Source organism: Acinetobacter apis (assembly GCF_900197575.1).
In the GTDB taxonomy this organism is placed as follows: domain Bacteria; phylum Pseudomonadota; class Gammaproteobacteria; order Pseudomonadales; family Moraxellaceae; genus Acinetobacter; species Acinetobacter apis.
On record NZ_FZLN01000001.1, the window covers coordinates 1,080,054 to 1,095,467 of the forward strand.

The following is a 15,414-nucleotide window of genomic DNA, read 5'->3' on the forward strand; positions in this document are numbered from 1 at the left end:
GAATTTAGTTTAGACCTTTAAACTCAGCACGTCCGCGATACACAGCTTTTGTGATCTCTTCAATACGTAGTAATTGGTTGTATTTTGCAACACGGTCAGAGCGTGACAATGAACCTGTTTTGATTTGACCTGCAGCAGTACCTACAGCAAGATCTGCAATCGTTGAGTCTTCAGTTTCACCTGAACGATGTGAAATCACAGTGGTATAACCGTTTTGTTTTGCCAAATAAATCGCATCTAGCGTTTCAGTCAACGTGCCAATTTGGTTATATTTGATTAAGATTGAGTTACCTACTTTCTCATCAATACCACGCTGTAAGATTTTTGGATTAGTTACAAATAAATCATCACCAACCAATTGGATCTTATCGCCTAGAATTGAAGTTAAATAAGACCAACCTTCCCAATCTGACTCATCCAAACCATCTTCAATAGAAATAATCGGATACTGTTTTGCAAGACCTGCTAAATAATCTGCAAATTGATTGCTTGTGAATGCTTTATTGCCTTCACCTGCCAAAACATATTGACCATTGCTATAAAACTCAGATGCAGCACAATCTAATGCAAGCATAATATCTGAACCTGCTTTATAGCCAGTTTGTTCAATTGCTTCTAAAATAACAGTAATCGCTTCTTCATTTGAGCGTAAATTTGGTGCAAAACCGCCTTCATCGCCCACTGCTGTATTTAAGCCTTTTTTCTTTAACACTGACTTTAAAGCGTGGAATGTTTCAGCACCCGCACGTAAGCTTTCAGCAAATGATGTAAAGCCGACAGGCTCAATCATAAACTCTTGAATATCAACAGTATTGTCTGCATGCGCACCACCGTTGATGATGTTCATCATTGGTACAGGCATAGACAAAGTTTTTTGACCACGTAAGTCCGCAATATATTGGAATAACGGTGTTTTCTGTTCTTCAGCAGCAGCACGTGCAGCAGCCAATGAAACAGCAAGTGTTGCATTTGCCCCAAGCTTGGCTTTATTTTCAGTGCCATCTAATGCAATCATGGCATCATCAAGTGCTTTTTGCTCAAACACATTATGACCCACCAACGCTTGTTTGATGGCAGTGTTTACATTTTCAACTGCTTGACGAACACCTTTACCTAAATAACGTGATTTATCGCCATCACGTAGTTCCAATGCTTCACGCGAGCCTGTAGATGCGCCTGATGGTGCACATGCACGGCCAACTACACCTGATGCTAAAACCACATCTGCTTCAATCGTAGGGTTACCGCGTGAATCTAAGATTTCACGTGCATGAATATTAACGATTTGGCTCATAAAAACTCCTGTGTATTATTATGCTAATGCAGTCTGTGCATTAGTGCGTGTCTAGTTTATTAAATCCCTTTACAAGCGTATCTAGTTCTTTAGTCTGTGCTAAAAATGGTTCGAGTTGAGACAGCCTTAGTGCACATGGTCCATCACATTTTGCTTGATCTGGATTTGGATGTGCTTCTAAAAATAATCCTGCTAAACCGGTTGCCATTCCTGCACGTGCCAAGGTTGTGATTTGTGCACGGCGTCCACCTGCCGAGTCTGCACGACCACCTGGCTTTTGTAATGCATGTGTGACATCAAAGATGATAGGAACATCCATGGCTTTCATGGTGTCAAAGCCAAGCATATCCACCACCAAATTATTATAACCAAATGCTGAACCACGCTCACAAAGAATCAGCTTATCATTACCTGCTTCTAAACACTTTTGCAAGATATGCTGCATCTCTTGTGGCGCTAAAAACTGTGCTTTTTTAATGTTCACCACAGCACCTGTTCTTGCAATGGCTTCCACTAAATCAGTTTGACGGCTAAGAAAAGCCGGCAACTGAACCACATCAGCCACTTCAGCCACAAGTGCAGCTTGATGTGGCTCATGAACATCAGTAATGATTGGAATGTTCAACTGTTTTTTCAGCTCACCAAGCCACTCCACACCTTTTTCAAGCCCTGGACCACGATAAGAATGCAAACTTGAACGATTGGCCTTATCAAAGCTGGCTTTAAAAACATAAGGAATGTCTAAACGCTTACAAATTTCAATGTATGACTCTGCAATCTCAAATGCAAGATCTTTTGATTCAAGCACATTCATACCACCAAAGAGTACAAATGGTAAATCGTTTGCAACGCGAATATCATCGCCAATTTGAACAACGCTTTGTGGTGTTAACTGAGACATATGAACTTCCTAAAATATCATTATTTGGTGTTTTGGTATTGTTTTTTAGCCGCTTCGATAAAGCGTGCAAACAGCGGATGTCCATCACGTGGCGAGCTGGTAAATTCTGGATGGAATTGTACCGCAATAAACCATGGGTGATTTGGAATCTCAATGGTTTCAACCAAATGTTGGTCTGCAGAATAACCTGACACCACCATGCCTGCTTCTGCAAGTGGTTCAATGAAACGGTCATTCATTTCATAGCGGTGACGATGACGCTCTGTAATTTCAGCCTTACCATAGACTTCACGAGTTTTTGTACCAGCAACCAATTCAGATTTCTGTGCACCCAAACGCATTGTACCGCCCAAATCTGACTCAGCATGACGTTGCTGTAACTCACCACGCTCATCCATCCATTCGGTAATTAAACCAATTAAAGGATATTTGGTTGAACGATTGAATTCTGTTGAGCTTGCCTCTGGCATACCTGCAACATTACGTGCATATTCAATCACTGCAAGTTGCATACCTAAACAAATCCCTAAAAACGGAATACCTTGTTCACGTGCATAACGAATGGCTGCCATTTTGCCTTCTGTACCACGCTCACCAAAACCACCTGGCACTAAAATCGCATCAGCAGTAGATAGCACTGAGATATCTTGTGACTCTAAGCCTTCGGCATCCACATAGTCAATTTGGACTTTGACACGGTTTTGAATACCTGCATGCAATAATGCTTCATTCACTGACTTATATGCATCTGGCAATTCAATATATTTACCCACCATAGCAACACGTACTGTGTACTCTGGGTTAAATAATGCTTCACATACCTGATCCCAATCAGACAAGTCGGCTTCAGGTAAATCATGAAATCCAAAACGTTCACAGATGAGATCATCAACGTTTTGCTCAGAAAAATTACGTGGAATTTGATAAATCGTTTTGGCATCTTTACAAACAATCACTGCGCGTGCTTGTACATTGGTAAATAATGCAATTTTACGTGTTGTGTCAGCATCGACATCATGTTCAGTACGACAAATTAAAATGTCTGGCTGAATACCAATTGACAATAACTCTTTTACCGAGTGCTGTGTTGGCTTGGTTTTTAATTCAGCTGCTGAACGAACATATGGCAAGAGGGTCAAATGCATGAGCATGCTGTGCTTATCGCCTAGCTCAACCATCAATTGACGAACAGATTCCATAAAAGGAAGTGATTCAATGTCACCTACTGTGCCACCAATTTCAACAATCGCAACATCATAGCCTTCGCCTGCACGAAGTACGCGTGCTTTGATGTTGTCAGTAATATGTGGAATCACTTGAACTGTGCCGCCCAAATAATCACCACGGCGTTCTTTATTTAAAACATCTTGGTAAACACGACCACTTGTAAAGTTATTTAACTTGGTCATTTTTGCACGGCGCAAAAAGCGCTCATAGTAACCCAAATCAAGGTCAGTCTCAGCACCGTCTTCAGTGACAAATACTTCACCGTGCTGAAATGGGCTCATTGTCCCTGGATCGACATTAATGTATGGATCCATTTTAACCATGGTGACACTTAAACCACGTGCCTCTAAAAGTGCAGCAACAGAAGCAGCAGAAATACCTTTACCTAGTGATGATACAACACCACCCGTAACGAAAATAAAATGGGTCATTGAGTTTCTCGTACAATCAAGCCTAAATAGGCATGCAATGTTTTGAAATTTTACTTTACTCTGCCACTAGAAAGCAAAGTCATTCCGCATGTATTCACACAACAACTAACAGTTGTATATTTTATCACCAAATTAATTTAATTTGAATGTGACAATGCCATATTTGCAAGTGCTATTTTGCTGTTATACTGCATCTGTCATCCATTCAATTAACTTGTATAATATGAACAAAAAGCTTTTTATATGTAGTGCCATCATGATTGGCTTGATCGTTACTGCATGCTCGAAAAAAGAAGAACAACCAAACAATAATCAAGCTAGCGAGCAAACGCCTACACAACAACCTGCATCTGAGCAATTTCATTCACTGAGTAAAGCAGAAGCATCTGCGGTGATGGCTGAAGGTTCAGCAACGGCTTCAACACCTGCATCTGAACCACACGCAAAGCATCATAAAGACCATAAAAACGCTGAGGAGACAAAAACAGCTCAAGCATTGCCTGATGAACATCGAGAAACAACACATACTACTACGACAATTCATCGCGAATATAAAGAACCAACCGCTCAAGCTGATAAACCTGCGGTTCAGCCGGTTAAAGCACAAACTGCATCTACTGATGCAAAACCGAAATACAGTGGTGAAGGTAAATCATCTAAAGCCAATTTAACAGAAGATGATGCTGTTGAAGCAGCAATGTCTGCAGCGAAGCCTGCGCTATAACATCTCTATACATTCAGGTCACCAATCAAACATCATTCACTTAAATGATGTTTGACCTGAGTGTTTTCATGATACTGAATTCCACTCTTTAATTATTTTTGAAATGAATTCAAATATTTGACTATATCTATCATTCCATTCATAAGAACAGTTTACGCGAAAATGCGACTGTTTAGCGGTATGCTTTTGAAATAATATGCTTGGTGTAATCACAATGTCATGCATTAACAACGTTTCATAAAGCGCGGTACTGTCAATATGCTTTGGCAATTCAATCCATAAAAAATAGCCACTTGAATAATAAAAAATATGACAGCTTTCGGGCAAGATGGCTTTAATGTTCTGATAGAAGCTTTGCTTACGCTTTGCCAATTGGCTACGTATTTGCCGTAAGTGTTTTTCATAATGCAAAGTTGCGGTAAATTCTGCCAATGCATATTGCAACATTGGATTAACCGACAACGAGCTCATTAATTGCTGGTGCTGAATTTTGTCAGAAAACTGCCCTGCACGTACCCAACCAATTCGAGCCCCTGCTCCCAATACTTTTGAAAACGACGAACAATGTAATACCCACTGATCTTGATCATAATATTGTACAGGCAATGGCTTTTCTAAACCAAAATACAGCTCTTGATAGACATCATCTTCAACCAAATATACTTGATATGTTGCCAATAACTGAGCAATCTTTGCCTTTACCGTTTGACTGACTGTAAAACCAATCGGATTATGGCTGTTTAACATTAACCAACACACTTTAATCGGATATTTTTTTAAAGCTGCCTCAAATGCATCAAGATTGATCTCATGGTCTGAAGGGAACGTAATCACTTTTAAACCAAACTTCTCAGCCAACTGCCATGCACCATAAAACACAGTAGACTGTAATAAAATATAATCTCCTGGTGTGGTCAGCACCTGTAATGACAAATTTAATGCATCTAAAGCCCCTGAAGTAATCACAATATCATCCGCCTGCGTTGGAATGCCTTGCAGGGTATATTTATGGGCAATAAATTGTCTTAATGTGGCGTTACCCGGTGGCATAGCATCACCACTATAGTAGCTCTTTCGGTATTTTGCATTTCTTGCAATGGTATTCATTAAGCGGGAATTGCCCAAAACATCGGGATCAGGAAAGGCAGAACCAAGTGATGCATGTGTATATTGGGTTAATGCTTTTAAATACTGAAATACGCGAGAGTTCACTTGTACTTTTGAAGTGACTTCAACAGCCTGTACATCGGTCTGCTTTGCCATTGATGCTTGTGCTGCCACGAAAAAGCCTGATTTTTCTTTGGCATAGACTAGTCCCAATGCTTCCAATCTTTGGTAAGCTGAAAAAATGGTAACCACACTAAAGCCTGTTTGTTGTGCATACGCACGTAAAGACGGCAACTTGGTATGTGACTGCAATGTGCCATTTTCAATCAATACCGCAATATTGTGTACAACCTGTTCAGACTTTAACATGGTTTATTGGTCTCAAAATGCGCATTCTTTTATCGGCTTAGCTTGTCATATCTCACACCATACAGATTACAGCACAGCATGAAATATACTTCAGTTGTTGTTGATTCCATTTCAATGAAGTCTGTTATTATATTTTTACATTCATCTGTTTCTATTTAAATGCATCACATTATCTCATAATTTAGCCAAGAACAGGCTCATGTTTAAGGAGATGACAATGGATGATAATAAACCTAAAGCACCTAAATATGCTGACAGCACCATTTCAGAAAAAGCATTTAAACGTGCCATCATATGGTTTACTTTATATACTTTATTGTTTTGTTTAGGTGTTTATGTCGCAGTGGCGGCAGATATGGCGCGTTAACCCCTGCCATAAAACAAATACAGCGCACTGCGCTGTATTGTTATTTTTGACACTTACTTTTTGGCAGTGAGTTTAAGCTCCCAACTTTCTTTAACCACTTGCATGACAGGATAACTTCTAGTTTCTTTGACACCCGGGAGTTTCCATAAAATAAGCCCCGATAAACGGCGAAAATCTTCCATATTTTTGCTGCGTAATTTAATTAAAAAATCAAAACCACCACTTGTCATATGACATTCTGTAATTTCAGGCAATTCTTGGACTGCTTCAGCGAACTCATCAAGCACTTGTGATGAGGTTTTATCGAGTACCACTTCAACAAAAACTAAGAAGCCGGCATCAAGTTTCTCAGGGTTTAATTTGGTGTGATAACTCAAGATATATTTCTCGGCAACCAAGCGTTGCACACGTGCCAAAACTGCTGTTGGAGAGAGGCTTACCATTTCAGCCAATTTAGCATTGGATATCCGTCCATCTTTCTGTAATAAATCCAATATTTTCAGATCAATACGATCAGGCTGAAAATTTCCTTCGGGCATAGCATAATTCTCTAAAAAAGGGGCAAATTATGGTGAGATATTCGGTAATAATTTTGCAATGATTAACAACATTAAGCAACGTAAAAAACTGCTAAGTTTGTCACACGCGTATTAGGACGTCATGGTATGAATGCACAGCAACACAATGTATTACTTCGCCCTACTTCTTTTGAAGATATTACCCCACTTCCAAAGAAGACGTCTTTAGAACAAGCCATCAATGCAAAATGGCGTGCTCAAGAGACAGCCACTGTTGAAAGTTTATTGCAATTTACTGATATATCAAACGAATTAGATCAAAAAATCTATCAGTTGGCGTTTGATCTTTCACAGCATTTGCGTGAAAACAACAAAGCTTCGGGTAAAGCAGGTATTGTACAAGGTTTATTACAAGAATTTTCTTTATCTTCTCAAGAGGGTATTGCCCTCATGTGTTTGGCTGAAGCATTGCTTCGTATCCCTGACAAAGCAACGCGTGATCAATTGATTCGTGACAAAATTGGTCAAGGTAATTGGAAAGAACACATCGGTCAAAGTGGCTTAGTCTTTGTGAATGCAGCAGCTTGGGGCTTAATGCTGACAGGTAAAATTGTCACACCGCAAACAGGCAAAAGCATGTCAAGCATCTTGACATCTATCCTTGCGCGTAGTGGTCAAGGCATCATCCGTAAAGCGGTTGATGTGGCCATGCGTATGATGGGTGAGCAATTTGTGACAGGTGAAACCATTCAAAGTGCACTAACAAAATCAAAAGCGCTTGAAAACGAAGGTTTCTTATATTCATATGACATGCTCGGTGAAGCTGCCTTAACAGATCATGATGCTGATCGTTATATGAAAGACTATGTCAATGCAATCCATGCCATTGGTCAATCATCAAAAAATAAAGGCGTATACGATAGCGCAGGCATTTCAATTAAACTCTCTGCGCTACATCCACGTTATCAGCGTGCACAAATTGAACGTGTACATGCTGAACTGTATCCAAAAATTCTTGAGCTTGCATTATTGGCTCAAAAATATGATATCGGCTTAAATATTGATGCTGAAGAAAGTGAACGCTTAGAAATGTCACTTGAGCTATTAGAACGCTTATGTTTTGAACCTCAGCTCAAAGGATGGAATGGTGTTGGCTTTGTCATTCAAGCCTATCAAAAACGCTGTTTTGAATTGGTCGATTATTTAGTTGATCTTGGCACACGTAGTGAAAAGCGTTTAATGATTCGCTTGGTCAAAGGTGCGTATTGGGACAGCGAAATCAAAAAAGCGCAAGTTGAAGGTTTAAATGACTATCCTGTATTTACACGTAAAGTGTATACCGACTTGTCATATATTGCTTGTGCAAAAAAACTTCTTGCTGCACCCAAGCAAATCTATCCGCAGTTTGCAACACACAATGCACAAACCTTAGCAACCATTTATGAACTTGGCGGTGCTGATGCATATACCAAGCATCAATATGAGTTTCAATGTTTGCATGGTATGGGTGAGCCACTGTATAAAAAAGTAGTACGTCAATTCGGTATTCCGTGCCGTATTTATGCACCTGTGGGCAACCATGAAACTTTACTTGCTTACTTGGTTCGTCGTTTGTTAGAAAATGGAGCAAATACATCATTTGTGAACCGTATTTCAGACAAAGCCATCCAAATTGATGAATTAATTCGCTCACCAATTGCAGAAATTCGTGAGTTGGCAGAGAAAGAACATGGTATTGGTCAAAAGCACCCTGCTATTCCATTGCCTCAAGATTTATATGGCACAGGACGTACCAACTCAGTTGGATTTGACTTGGCCAATGACACACGTTTATCTGAGTTAAATGAAATATCGAAACAGTATCATGAACATCAATGGGTTAGCACACCATTAATTGCCAATCATACTGAACTTGCTGAGCACACAAAGCAAGCTGTGACCAACCCTGCACAACATCAAGATATTGTTGGTCATGTGATTGAAAGCTCAGAACAAGATGTTGAGCTGGCATTACAACAGGCTGAAGCCGCACAGCATGCATGGGCAACCACCCCAATTGCAACGCGTGCTCAGGCTTTAGAGACCGCAGCCAATCATATGGAAAGCCGTTTGCTTGAGCTTTTGGTGTTGTTGTGCCGCGAAAGTGGTAAGACTTATGCCAATGCGATTGCTGAAGTGAGAGAAGCTGTTGATTTCTTACGCTACTATGCCAAACAAGTCCGATCACTAGACCCTGCTCAGCCAACTCAACCTTTGGGTACGGTACTGTGTATTAGTCCATGGAACTTCCCATTGGCTATTTTTACCGGTCAAGTGGCTGCTGCACTGGTCATGGGTAACTGTGTTATTGCCAAACCTGCAGAACAAACCCCATTGGTGGCATATGAAGCCATTCAAATGTTACATGCCGCAGGTATCCCTGAAAATGCATTACAGTTCTTACCTGGTGATGGTGCAACAGTTGGTGCAAAACTCAGTGCAGATGCACGTATCCATGGCATTATGTTTACAGGCTCAACTGAAGTGGCAAAAATTTTGCAAAAAACTGTGGCTAAACGTGTGACACCACATGGTCAGCCTGTCACACTCATTGCTGAAACTGGCGGTCAAAATGCCATGATTGTGGACTCATCTGCACTCACAGAGCAAGTGGTGTTAGATACAGTAAGCTCTGCATTTGACAGTGCAGGACAACGCTGCTCTGCCTTACGTATTTTATGTTTGCAAGAAGATTCAGCACAACCTGTATTAACCATGTTAAAAGGTGCCATGCGAGAGCTTCGCCTCGGTAACCCACACTTTTTAAATACCGATGTAGGTCCTGTAATTGATCTTGAAGCACAGCAAACCATTCAACGTCATATTGACAAAATGAAAGGCAAAGGCTATGCCGTACATCAGCATACACCTGCAAACCAAGATCAAGTCTTTCAAGACGGTACATTTATTGCCCCAACCTTGATTGAACTACCACACCTTGATGACTTAGAGCGTGAAGTATTTGGTCCTGTGTTGCATGTCATCACCTATAAACAGCACCAACTTGATCAACTCATTCAGCAAATTAATGATAAAGGCTATGGTTTAACCATGGGCATTCATACGCGGATTGATGAGACCATTCAGAAAGTGATTCAACAGTCTGAAGTTGGCAATTTATATGTGAACCGTAACATTGTTGGTGCTGTGGTTGGTGTACAACCATTTGGTGGAGAAGGCTTGTCTGGAACAGGACCTAAAGCTGGCGGACCATTATATGTTCACCGTTTGGCCGAAGCAAATTCATTTCAGCATACTGAAACGCCATTTGCCGTGAAACAACAAATCACTGCAGCGCCATCACATTATTTTGAGCACTTTAATGTGTTTAAAGCATGGGTGAAAGACACCTTCTCTGACCTTGATGTGTCAAAGCACCAACCATTTATGGTCGGTCAAACTTATGAACTACAAGGTCCAACAGGTGAAAGCAATCAATACACCATGCAACCTAGACACCGTGTATTAAGCCTTGCACATACAGAGCAAGAATATATCGATCAACTGTTGGCGATTTTCTCTGTGAATGCGCGTCCTGTTATCAAAAAAGGATCTGCATTTTTTGAGAAATATTTAAATCAAATGCCAACTGTCATCAAGCAACATATTGAAATGATCGATCAATTAGATCATGCAGGATTTGATGCTGTATTACATCATGGTTCGACAGAACAACTGCTGGCGCTACAACATGAAATTGCATTGCATCAAGGTGCGATTGTTTCTATCCATCAGCTGGCACCACACAGCCGCGATATTCCAATCGAACGCTTGGTCATTGAACATGCAGTAAGCATCAACACCACAGCAGCAGGTGGTAATGCAAGCTTAATGACCATGTAAAACTTAATATGGTCTGATCAGATCCATTTTTTCAACGCCCCTGAACTAGGTTTCAGGGGCGTTGTTTGTTAAGATGGCCGCTTCTATTTTTTAGCGTGTGATCATGAGCCTTATGTCATCTGCCTATCAGCATCAATTGCAAGAAAAAATTGAGCGCATCACCACTCAATTTCAAGCGTTCAAGCCACCTCAACTTGAAGTTTTTGAATCGCCTGAACAGCACTTTCGCATGCGTGCAGAATTTAGAATTTGGCATACCGATGATGATGTGTTTTATGCCATGTTTGAACGCGATGAAAGTGGAAAAAACAAACAAGTCGTGCGCGTAGATACGTTTCCAATTGCATCAGCACAAATCAATCAGCTCATGCCTGTCTTGCTTGATGCACTTAAACAAGATTCACGCCTGCATCACCGCTTATTTGAAATTGACTTTTTAGGCACTTTAAACGGTGAAATGTTAGTCAGTCTGATTTATCACCGCCGTTTAGATGAGACATGGCAACAGTTGGCTCAAGCACTTGCAGCACAGCTTAATATTAAAATTATTGGACGAAGTCGTGGACAAAAATTGGTGTTAAGTGATGACTTTGTGATTGAAACATTTCAAGTTCAAGGACAAACGTACCGCTATAAGCAAATTGAAAATGGATTCACCCAACCGAATGCTATCATTTGTGAAAAAATGCTCAATTGGGCAGCACGTGTTGCTGAAGACTGTCAAGGTGACTTATTAGAACTTTATTGTGGTAATGGCAATTTTACCCTGCCTCTTGCCAAACACTTTAAACGTGTCTTGGCCACAGAGCTTGCTAAATCTTCTGTTTATGCTGCTGAATGGAACATTGCCACCAACCAAATTAACAATATTGAAATTGCACGTTTAGCTGCTGAAGAATTTACAGAAGCATATCGTGGAGAGCGTGAATTTAGACGCTTGCAAGAAGCCAATATTGATTTAAGCAGCTATGATTTCGGTACTGTTTTTGTTGACCCACCCCGTGCTGGGATTGATGATCAGACCCTTGCACTATTACAGTCATTTAAGCATATTATTTATATCTCATGTAATCCTGATACCCTTGCTGACAACTTAAATACGCTCACCCAAACACATCAAATTAAACGCTTTGCTTTATTTGACCAATTTCCATATAGCCATCATGTAGAAAGCGCGGTGCTATTAGAGAAAATATAAGCCTATACGGTGGTCAATGATTCCTCAATTGCCTTGACCACCTCATTACTCATGTCAGCATTATATCTATTTTTCTGATGTAGAATTTGACTTAAAATGAGTAAAATTGCTGAACAAATCGGTTATTTATTTTTAGCCAAAAAAAGTGTTTCAAAATATTTAATTGGAATTACATTTTATTCATAAATAATTCAATATCTTCACGCGAGGTATACAATACTGTCCACTTCAAACTATATTTTTATACATCTGTATAGAATAAAACAAGGCTTGTTTTTTTGATGTTTTAATTTATATTGCAACTTATGTTAGGTCGCAAAGAAAGCTCTTATGAGTATCTGGCAAAAATTATTTAGTACCCGTGAAATCCAAAATTTTGATAAAAACCACACCGCATGTGTGACGAATGACTGCTTACGCAAAAGCAATGAACAGCTCATTCAAACACTCAAGGCAACACGAGATGCATGTGTCTTGAAAGGCATCAAACGCGTGTTGATGTCGCGAGGATATAGTAAAAAAGAATTAGACTCGATCCAACACAGTATACAGTAATCTTCAAAAGGCCATCTTCGGATGGTCTTTTCTTTTTTGCCCTTTCCCTATTGCTTTGAATTTCGTTACACTATCCCCTGAAACACAATCATTAGGATATTGACGTGAAGTGGCTACAAATTCATATTACTGTTGACCAACCCTTGGTTGAGCAAACTGAACAATTGCTACTGTCATTGGGCGCAGTGAGTGTCACATTAGATGATGCAGAAGATCAAGCTTTGCTTGAACCACTTCCTGGTGAAACACCGCTTTGGAACAAAGTGATTGTCACAGGGATCTATCAAAATACTGAAGATGACCCGATTAACACCCATGCATTAATCGCATTTGCTACATCTCAACTGCCAGATTCAACCCCAATCACCCATGATGAATTAGAAGACCAAGTGTGGGAACGCAGTTGGATGGATTATTATGAGCCAATCCAAATTACAGACACCTTTTGGGTGGTGCCAGAATGGCTTGAACCCCCTAATGCTCAGGCCGTCAATTTAAAGCTTGATCCAGGCTTGGCTTTTGGTACAGGTAATCATGCGAGTACATTCTTATGTTTAGAATGGCTCGGTCAAACTGATTTAACAGATAAAGTGGTGATTGATTACGGCTGTGGTTCAGGCATTTTAGGTGTTGCTGCATTGTTGCTTGGTGCGAAATATGTTTATGCCACAGATATTGACCCACAAGCTGTGCTTGCCACACAGCAAAATGCAGAATTAAACGGCGTGTTAGACCGCTTATTTGTCGGATTACCTGAAGAATTCAACCAAGTCTTTAAGCCAAAACAAGCCGATGTATTGGTCGCGAACATTCTTGCAGGGCCGCTCATGTCATTGGTTGAAGAATTTAGCCAATTAACGCGCCCTCATGCGGCATTTGCATTAGCAGGTATTATTGAAGAACAAGTTGATGATGTTGCAGCAGCATATACTAATTATTTTCATGTAACTGATCGTGCAAAACGAGAAGATACATGGTTCCGTTTATCAGGAACCCGCCAAGGCGAATAAATCATTATGCAAAGCATTAAAACAGCCTGTCCACATTGCCAAAAGCGATATACAGTCTCTGTGTTAAAGCTCAGAGTCGCACAAGGTCATGTCACCTGTGCGACTTGCCATCATGTATTTAATGCATATCGGCAAATGTTAAGTAGCAATATTAAAAACCATATTGCAATCGAAACTGCGCCTCCAACGCGGTTAACCCATCCTGTTCTTTCCAACCACGAAGCACTGCAAATTTTTGAGACAAAAACCAAATCGTCAAATATCGATTTACAAACCTATTTAAACACCATTCAAACTTTTCAGCTTAATGCCATTAAACCATCTAATGGTCCATTGCCTCATTTACTATTTAAAGATACTGACAAATCGAATGCGCAGCTTTATTGGATTTTTATCTTTTTATGCATCTGTTTTGCGCTAACCGTATTACCCTTATTTTATTATGCAATTATTCATAGCACATGGACGCTCTTTTAATCAAAAAGAATCATTAAAAGATATTAAACACATTATTAAATAAAAATGTATTATGTTTATCATAAATATATGCCATTTTACCCTTTATGCCACATTTTAGCCGTCGACTAATATTTTGGATCACCTGCATGGTCATGCTGGGTGGTTTAATATATAGCCGTTTAGCTTTTTTTGAGTTACCACAGAATCAACAACATACCATTCATTTTCGACATCATTCTGATGTTTTAGAAGGTACTTTACTCTTACCAGAAGGCACGTCATCACCACCTGTGGCAATTCTTGTCCATGGAGATGGCGCTCAAGATCGTTGGTCTAATGGCGGCTATGCTCTACTGAGTCAATTTTTAGTATCTAAAGGCATAGCTGTATTCTCTTGGGATAAGCCTGGAATACAGGCAAGCCAAGGCAATTGGCTTGCACAACGTATGTCAGACCGTGCAGCAGAGGCGGCAGAAGCTGCCCGTGCAGTGAAAATGCATCCTGCCTTGGCAAAGAGCAGAATCGGTTTTTTAGGATTTTCTCAAGCGGGTTGGGTTATTCCTCAAGCCAGCCAACTTGTGCATACTGATTTTATTATTCTGATTGGCGCAGCAATTAATTGGCGTAAACAAGGTATATATTATACTGGACAGCGATTAAAAGCCGAAGGCTGGTCTGATTCGGCAATAACCCATGCACAGCAAGATGAAGCTTTAAAATTTGATACCACATTTACAACAAAAAGCAGTGCTCTACCCTGCCAATCAATCTGCACGCGTGATGATTTTGAGCGTATAAATGCGTTATCAGATGCAAAAGTGGATATTATGCAGGTTCAATCGCCAACATTACTTTTAATGGGCGCAGATGATTTAAATGTTAATGCAGTAGAAAGTGTTGCTACATGGCAAAATATGCTTCCTGCACAAACACCACGTTGCATCTATCAAGTACCACATGCAACACATGGGTTATTAAAAAGCGAATGGTTCAATTATCAACTCATCGCAGAATGGCCAATATGGAAACAAGGCGTATACCTCATGATGGCAAGATCAGCTTACGCACCAAGCACCCTTGATCAGCTTGCTGATTGGATCTTAAAACAAAAATGTGACATTAAAACCTGATATTGTGTCAGTTGAATTAAATAGAATCTCGATAAAAGGCAGTCGATGCTTTATTTCCTCATATCATTGCCAATTCAACCTGTAATTCGCTTTCAAATGGACGCTTAAAAGAGGTATTTACCCTTTATTTATAGGCCATCAAGACAGCACATCAATTGTTAACTTATGTAAATTTACTATAAAATCAACACTTGAAATTCATTGACAAGGTACTTAAATCTAAAAAAATTATAAGTTGGATA

Annotated in this window: 13 protein-coding genes; 8 read left to right on the forward strand and 5 right to left on the reverse strand. The window is 40.0% G+C overall.

What is annotated here, in order from left to right; genetic code table 11:
- Positions 1–4: 4 nt before the first annotated feature.
- From eno to CFY84_RS05015, 3 genes are read right to left on the reverse strand one after another with little or no spacing between them, the layout of a single operon-like run.
- Positions 5–1,294, reverse strand: a complete 1,290-nt coding sequence (gene eno / locus CFY84_RS05005) for a phosphopyruvate hydratase (protein WP_088823078.1) — start codon at positions 1,292–1,294, stop codon at positions 5–7.
- 40 nt (positions 1,295–1,334) lie between these two features.
- On the reverse strand, positions 1,335–2,195 hold the full coding sequence (gene kdsA, locus CFY84_RS05010) for a 3-deoxy-8-phosphooctulonate synthase (RefSeq protein WP_088823079.1): 861 nt from the start codon (positions 2,193–2,195) through the stop codon (positions 1,335–1,337).
- Between the two features lie 20 nt (positions 2,196–2,215).
- The gene (locus tag CFY84_RS05015; protein WP_088823080.1) at positions 2,216–3,853 is read right to left on the reverse strand and encodes a CTP synthase; all 1,638 of its coding nucleotides are present in this window, start codon (positions 3,851–3,853) and stop codon (positions 2,216–2,218) included.
- Positions 3,854–4,109: 256 nt separating this feature from the next.
- Here CFY84_RS05015 and CFY84_RS05020 point away from each other — a divergent pair, with 256 nt between their 5' ends.
- A complete protein-coding gene (locus CFY84_RS05020; RefSeq protein ID WP_143218761.1) occupies positions 4,110–4,577 on the forward strand; it encodes a hypothetical protein in 468 nt (155 codons plus the stop codon).
- 66 nt (positions 4,578–4,643) lie between these two features.
- On the opposite strand, the gene CFY84_RS05025 is transcribed toward CFY84_RS05020, so the two are convergent.
- Positions 4,644–6,053, reverse strand: a complete 1,410-nt coding sequence (locus tag CFY84_RS05025; RefSeq protein ID WP_088823082.1) for an aminotransferase-like domain-containing protein — start codon at positions 6,051–6,053, stop codon at positions 4,644–4,646.
- A gap of 217 nt (positions 6,054–6,270) precedes the next feature.
- Here CFY84_RS05025 and CFY84_RS11285 point away from each other — a divergent pair, with 217 nt between their 5' ends.
- On the forward strand, positions 6,271–6,420 hold the full coding sequence (locus CFY84_RS11285; protein ID WP_171289003.1) for a hypothetical protein: 150 nt from the start codon (positions 6,271–6,273) through the stop codon (positions 6,418–6,420).
- A gap of 53 nt (positions 6,421–6,473) precedes the next feature.
- On the opposite strand, the gene CFY84_RS05030 is transcribed toward CFY84_RS11285, so the two are convergent.
- Positions 6,474–6,959: an Lrp/AsnC ligand binding domain-containing protein gene (locus CFY84_RS05030; RefSeq protein WP_088823083.1), complete on the reverse strand. Its 486-nt coding sequence runs from the start codon at positions 6,957–6,959 to the stop codon at positions 6,474–6,476.
- A gap of 126 nt (positions 6,960–7,085) precedes the next feature.
- Between CFY84_RS05030 and putA the strand changes: the two genes are divergently transcribed.
- The 6 genes from putA to CFY84_RS05060 all read left to right on the forward strand — a co-directional run bounded on the left by putA (position 7,086) and on the right by CFY84_RS05060 (position 15,172).
- Entirely contained in the window at positions 7,086–10,820 is a 3,735-nt protein-coding gene (putA, locus tag CFY84_RS05035; RefSeq protein ID WP_088823084.1) for a trifunctional transcriptional regulator/proline dehydrogenase/L-glutamate gamma-semialdehyde dehydrogenase, read from the forward strand.
- A 112-nt stretch (positions 10,821–10,932) separates the two neighbouring features.
- Entirely contained in the window at positions 10,933–12,018 is a 1,086-nt protein-coding gene (gene trmA / locus CFY84_RS05040) for a tRNA (uridine(54)-C5)-methyltransferase TrmA (RefSeq protein WP_088823085.1), read from the forward strand.
- A gap of 330 nt (positions 12,019–12,348) precedes the next feature.
- Positions 12,349–12,573 (forward strand): hypothetical protein, encoded by a 225-nt coding sequence (locus tag CFY84_RS05045; RefSeq protein WP_088823086.1) that lies wholly within the window; start codon positions 12,349–12,351, stop codon positions 12,571–12,573.
- Positions 12,574–12,677: 104 nt separating this feature from the next.
- On the forward strand, positions 12,678–13,583 hold the full coding sequence (gene prmA / locus CFY84_RS05050) for a 50S ribosomal protein L11 methyltransferase (RefSeq protein WP_088823087.1): 906 nt from the start codon (positions 12,678–12,680) through the stop codon (positions 13,581–13,583).
- Between the two features lie 6 nt (positions 13,584–13,589).
- Entirely contained in the window at positions 13,590–14,060 is a 471-nt protein-coding gene (locus CFY84_RS05055) for a zinc-ribbon domain-containing protein (RefSeq protein WP_088823088.1), read from the forward strand.
- Positions 14,061–14,188: 128 nt separating this feature from the next.
- Positions 14,189–15,172: an alpha/beta hydrolase family protein gene (locus CFY84_RS05060; protein ID WP_088823089.1), complete on the forward strand. Its 984-nt coding sequence runs from the start codon at positions 14,189–14,191 to the stop codon at positions 15,170–15,172.
- Positions 15,173–15,414 lie beyond the last annotated feature (242 nt).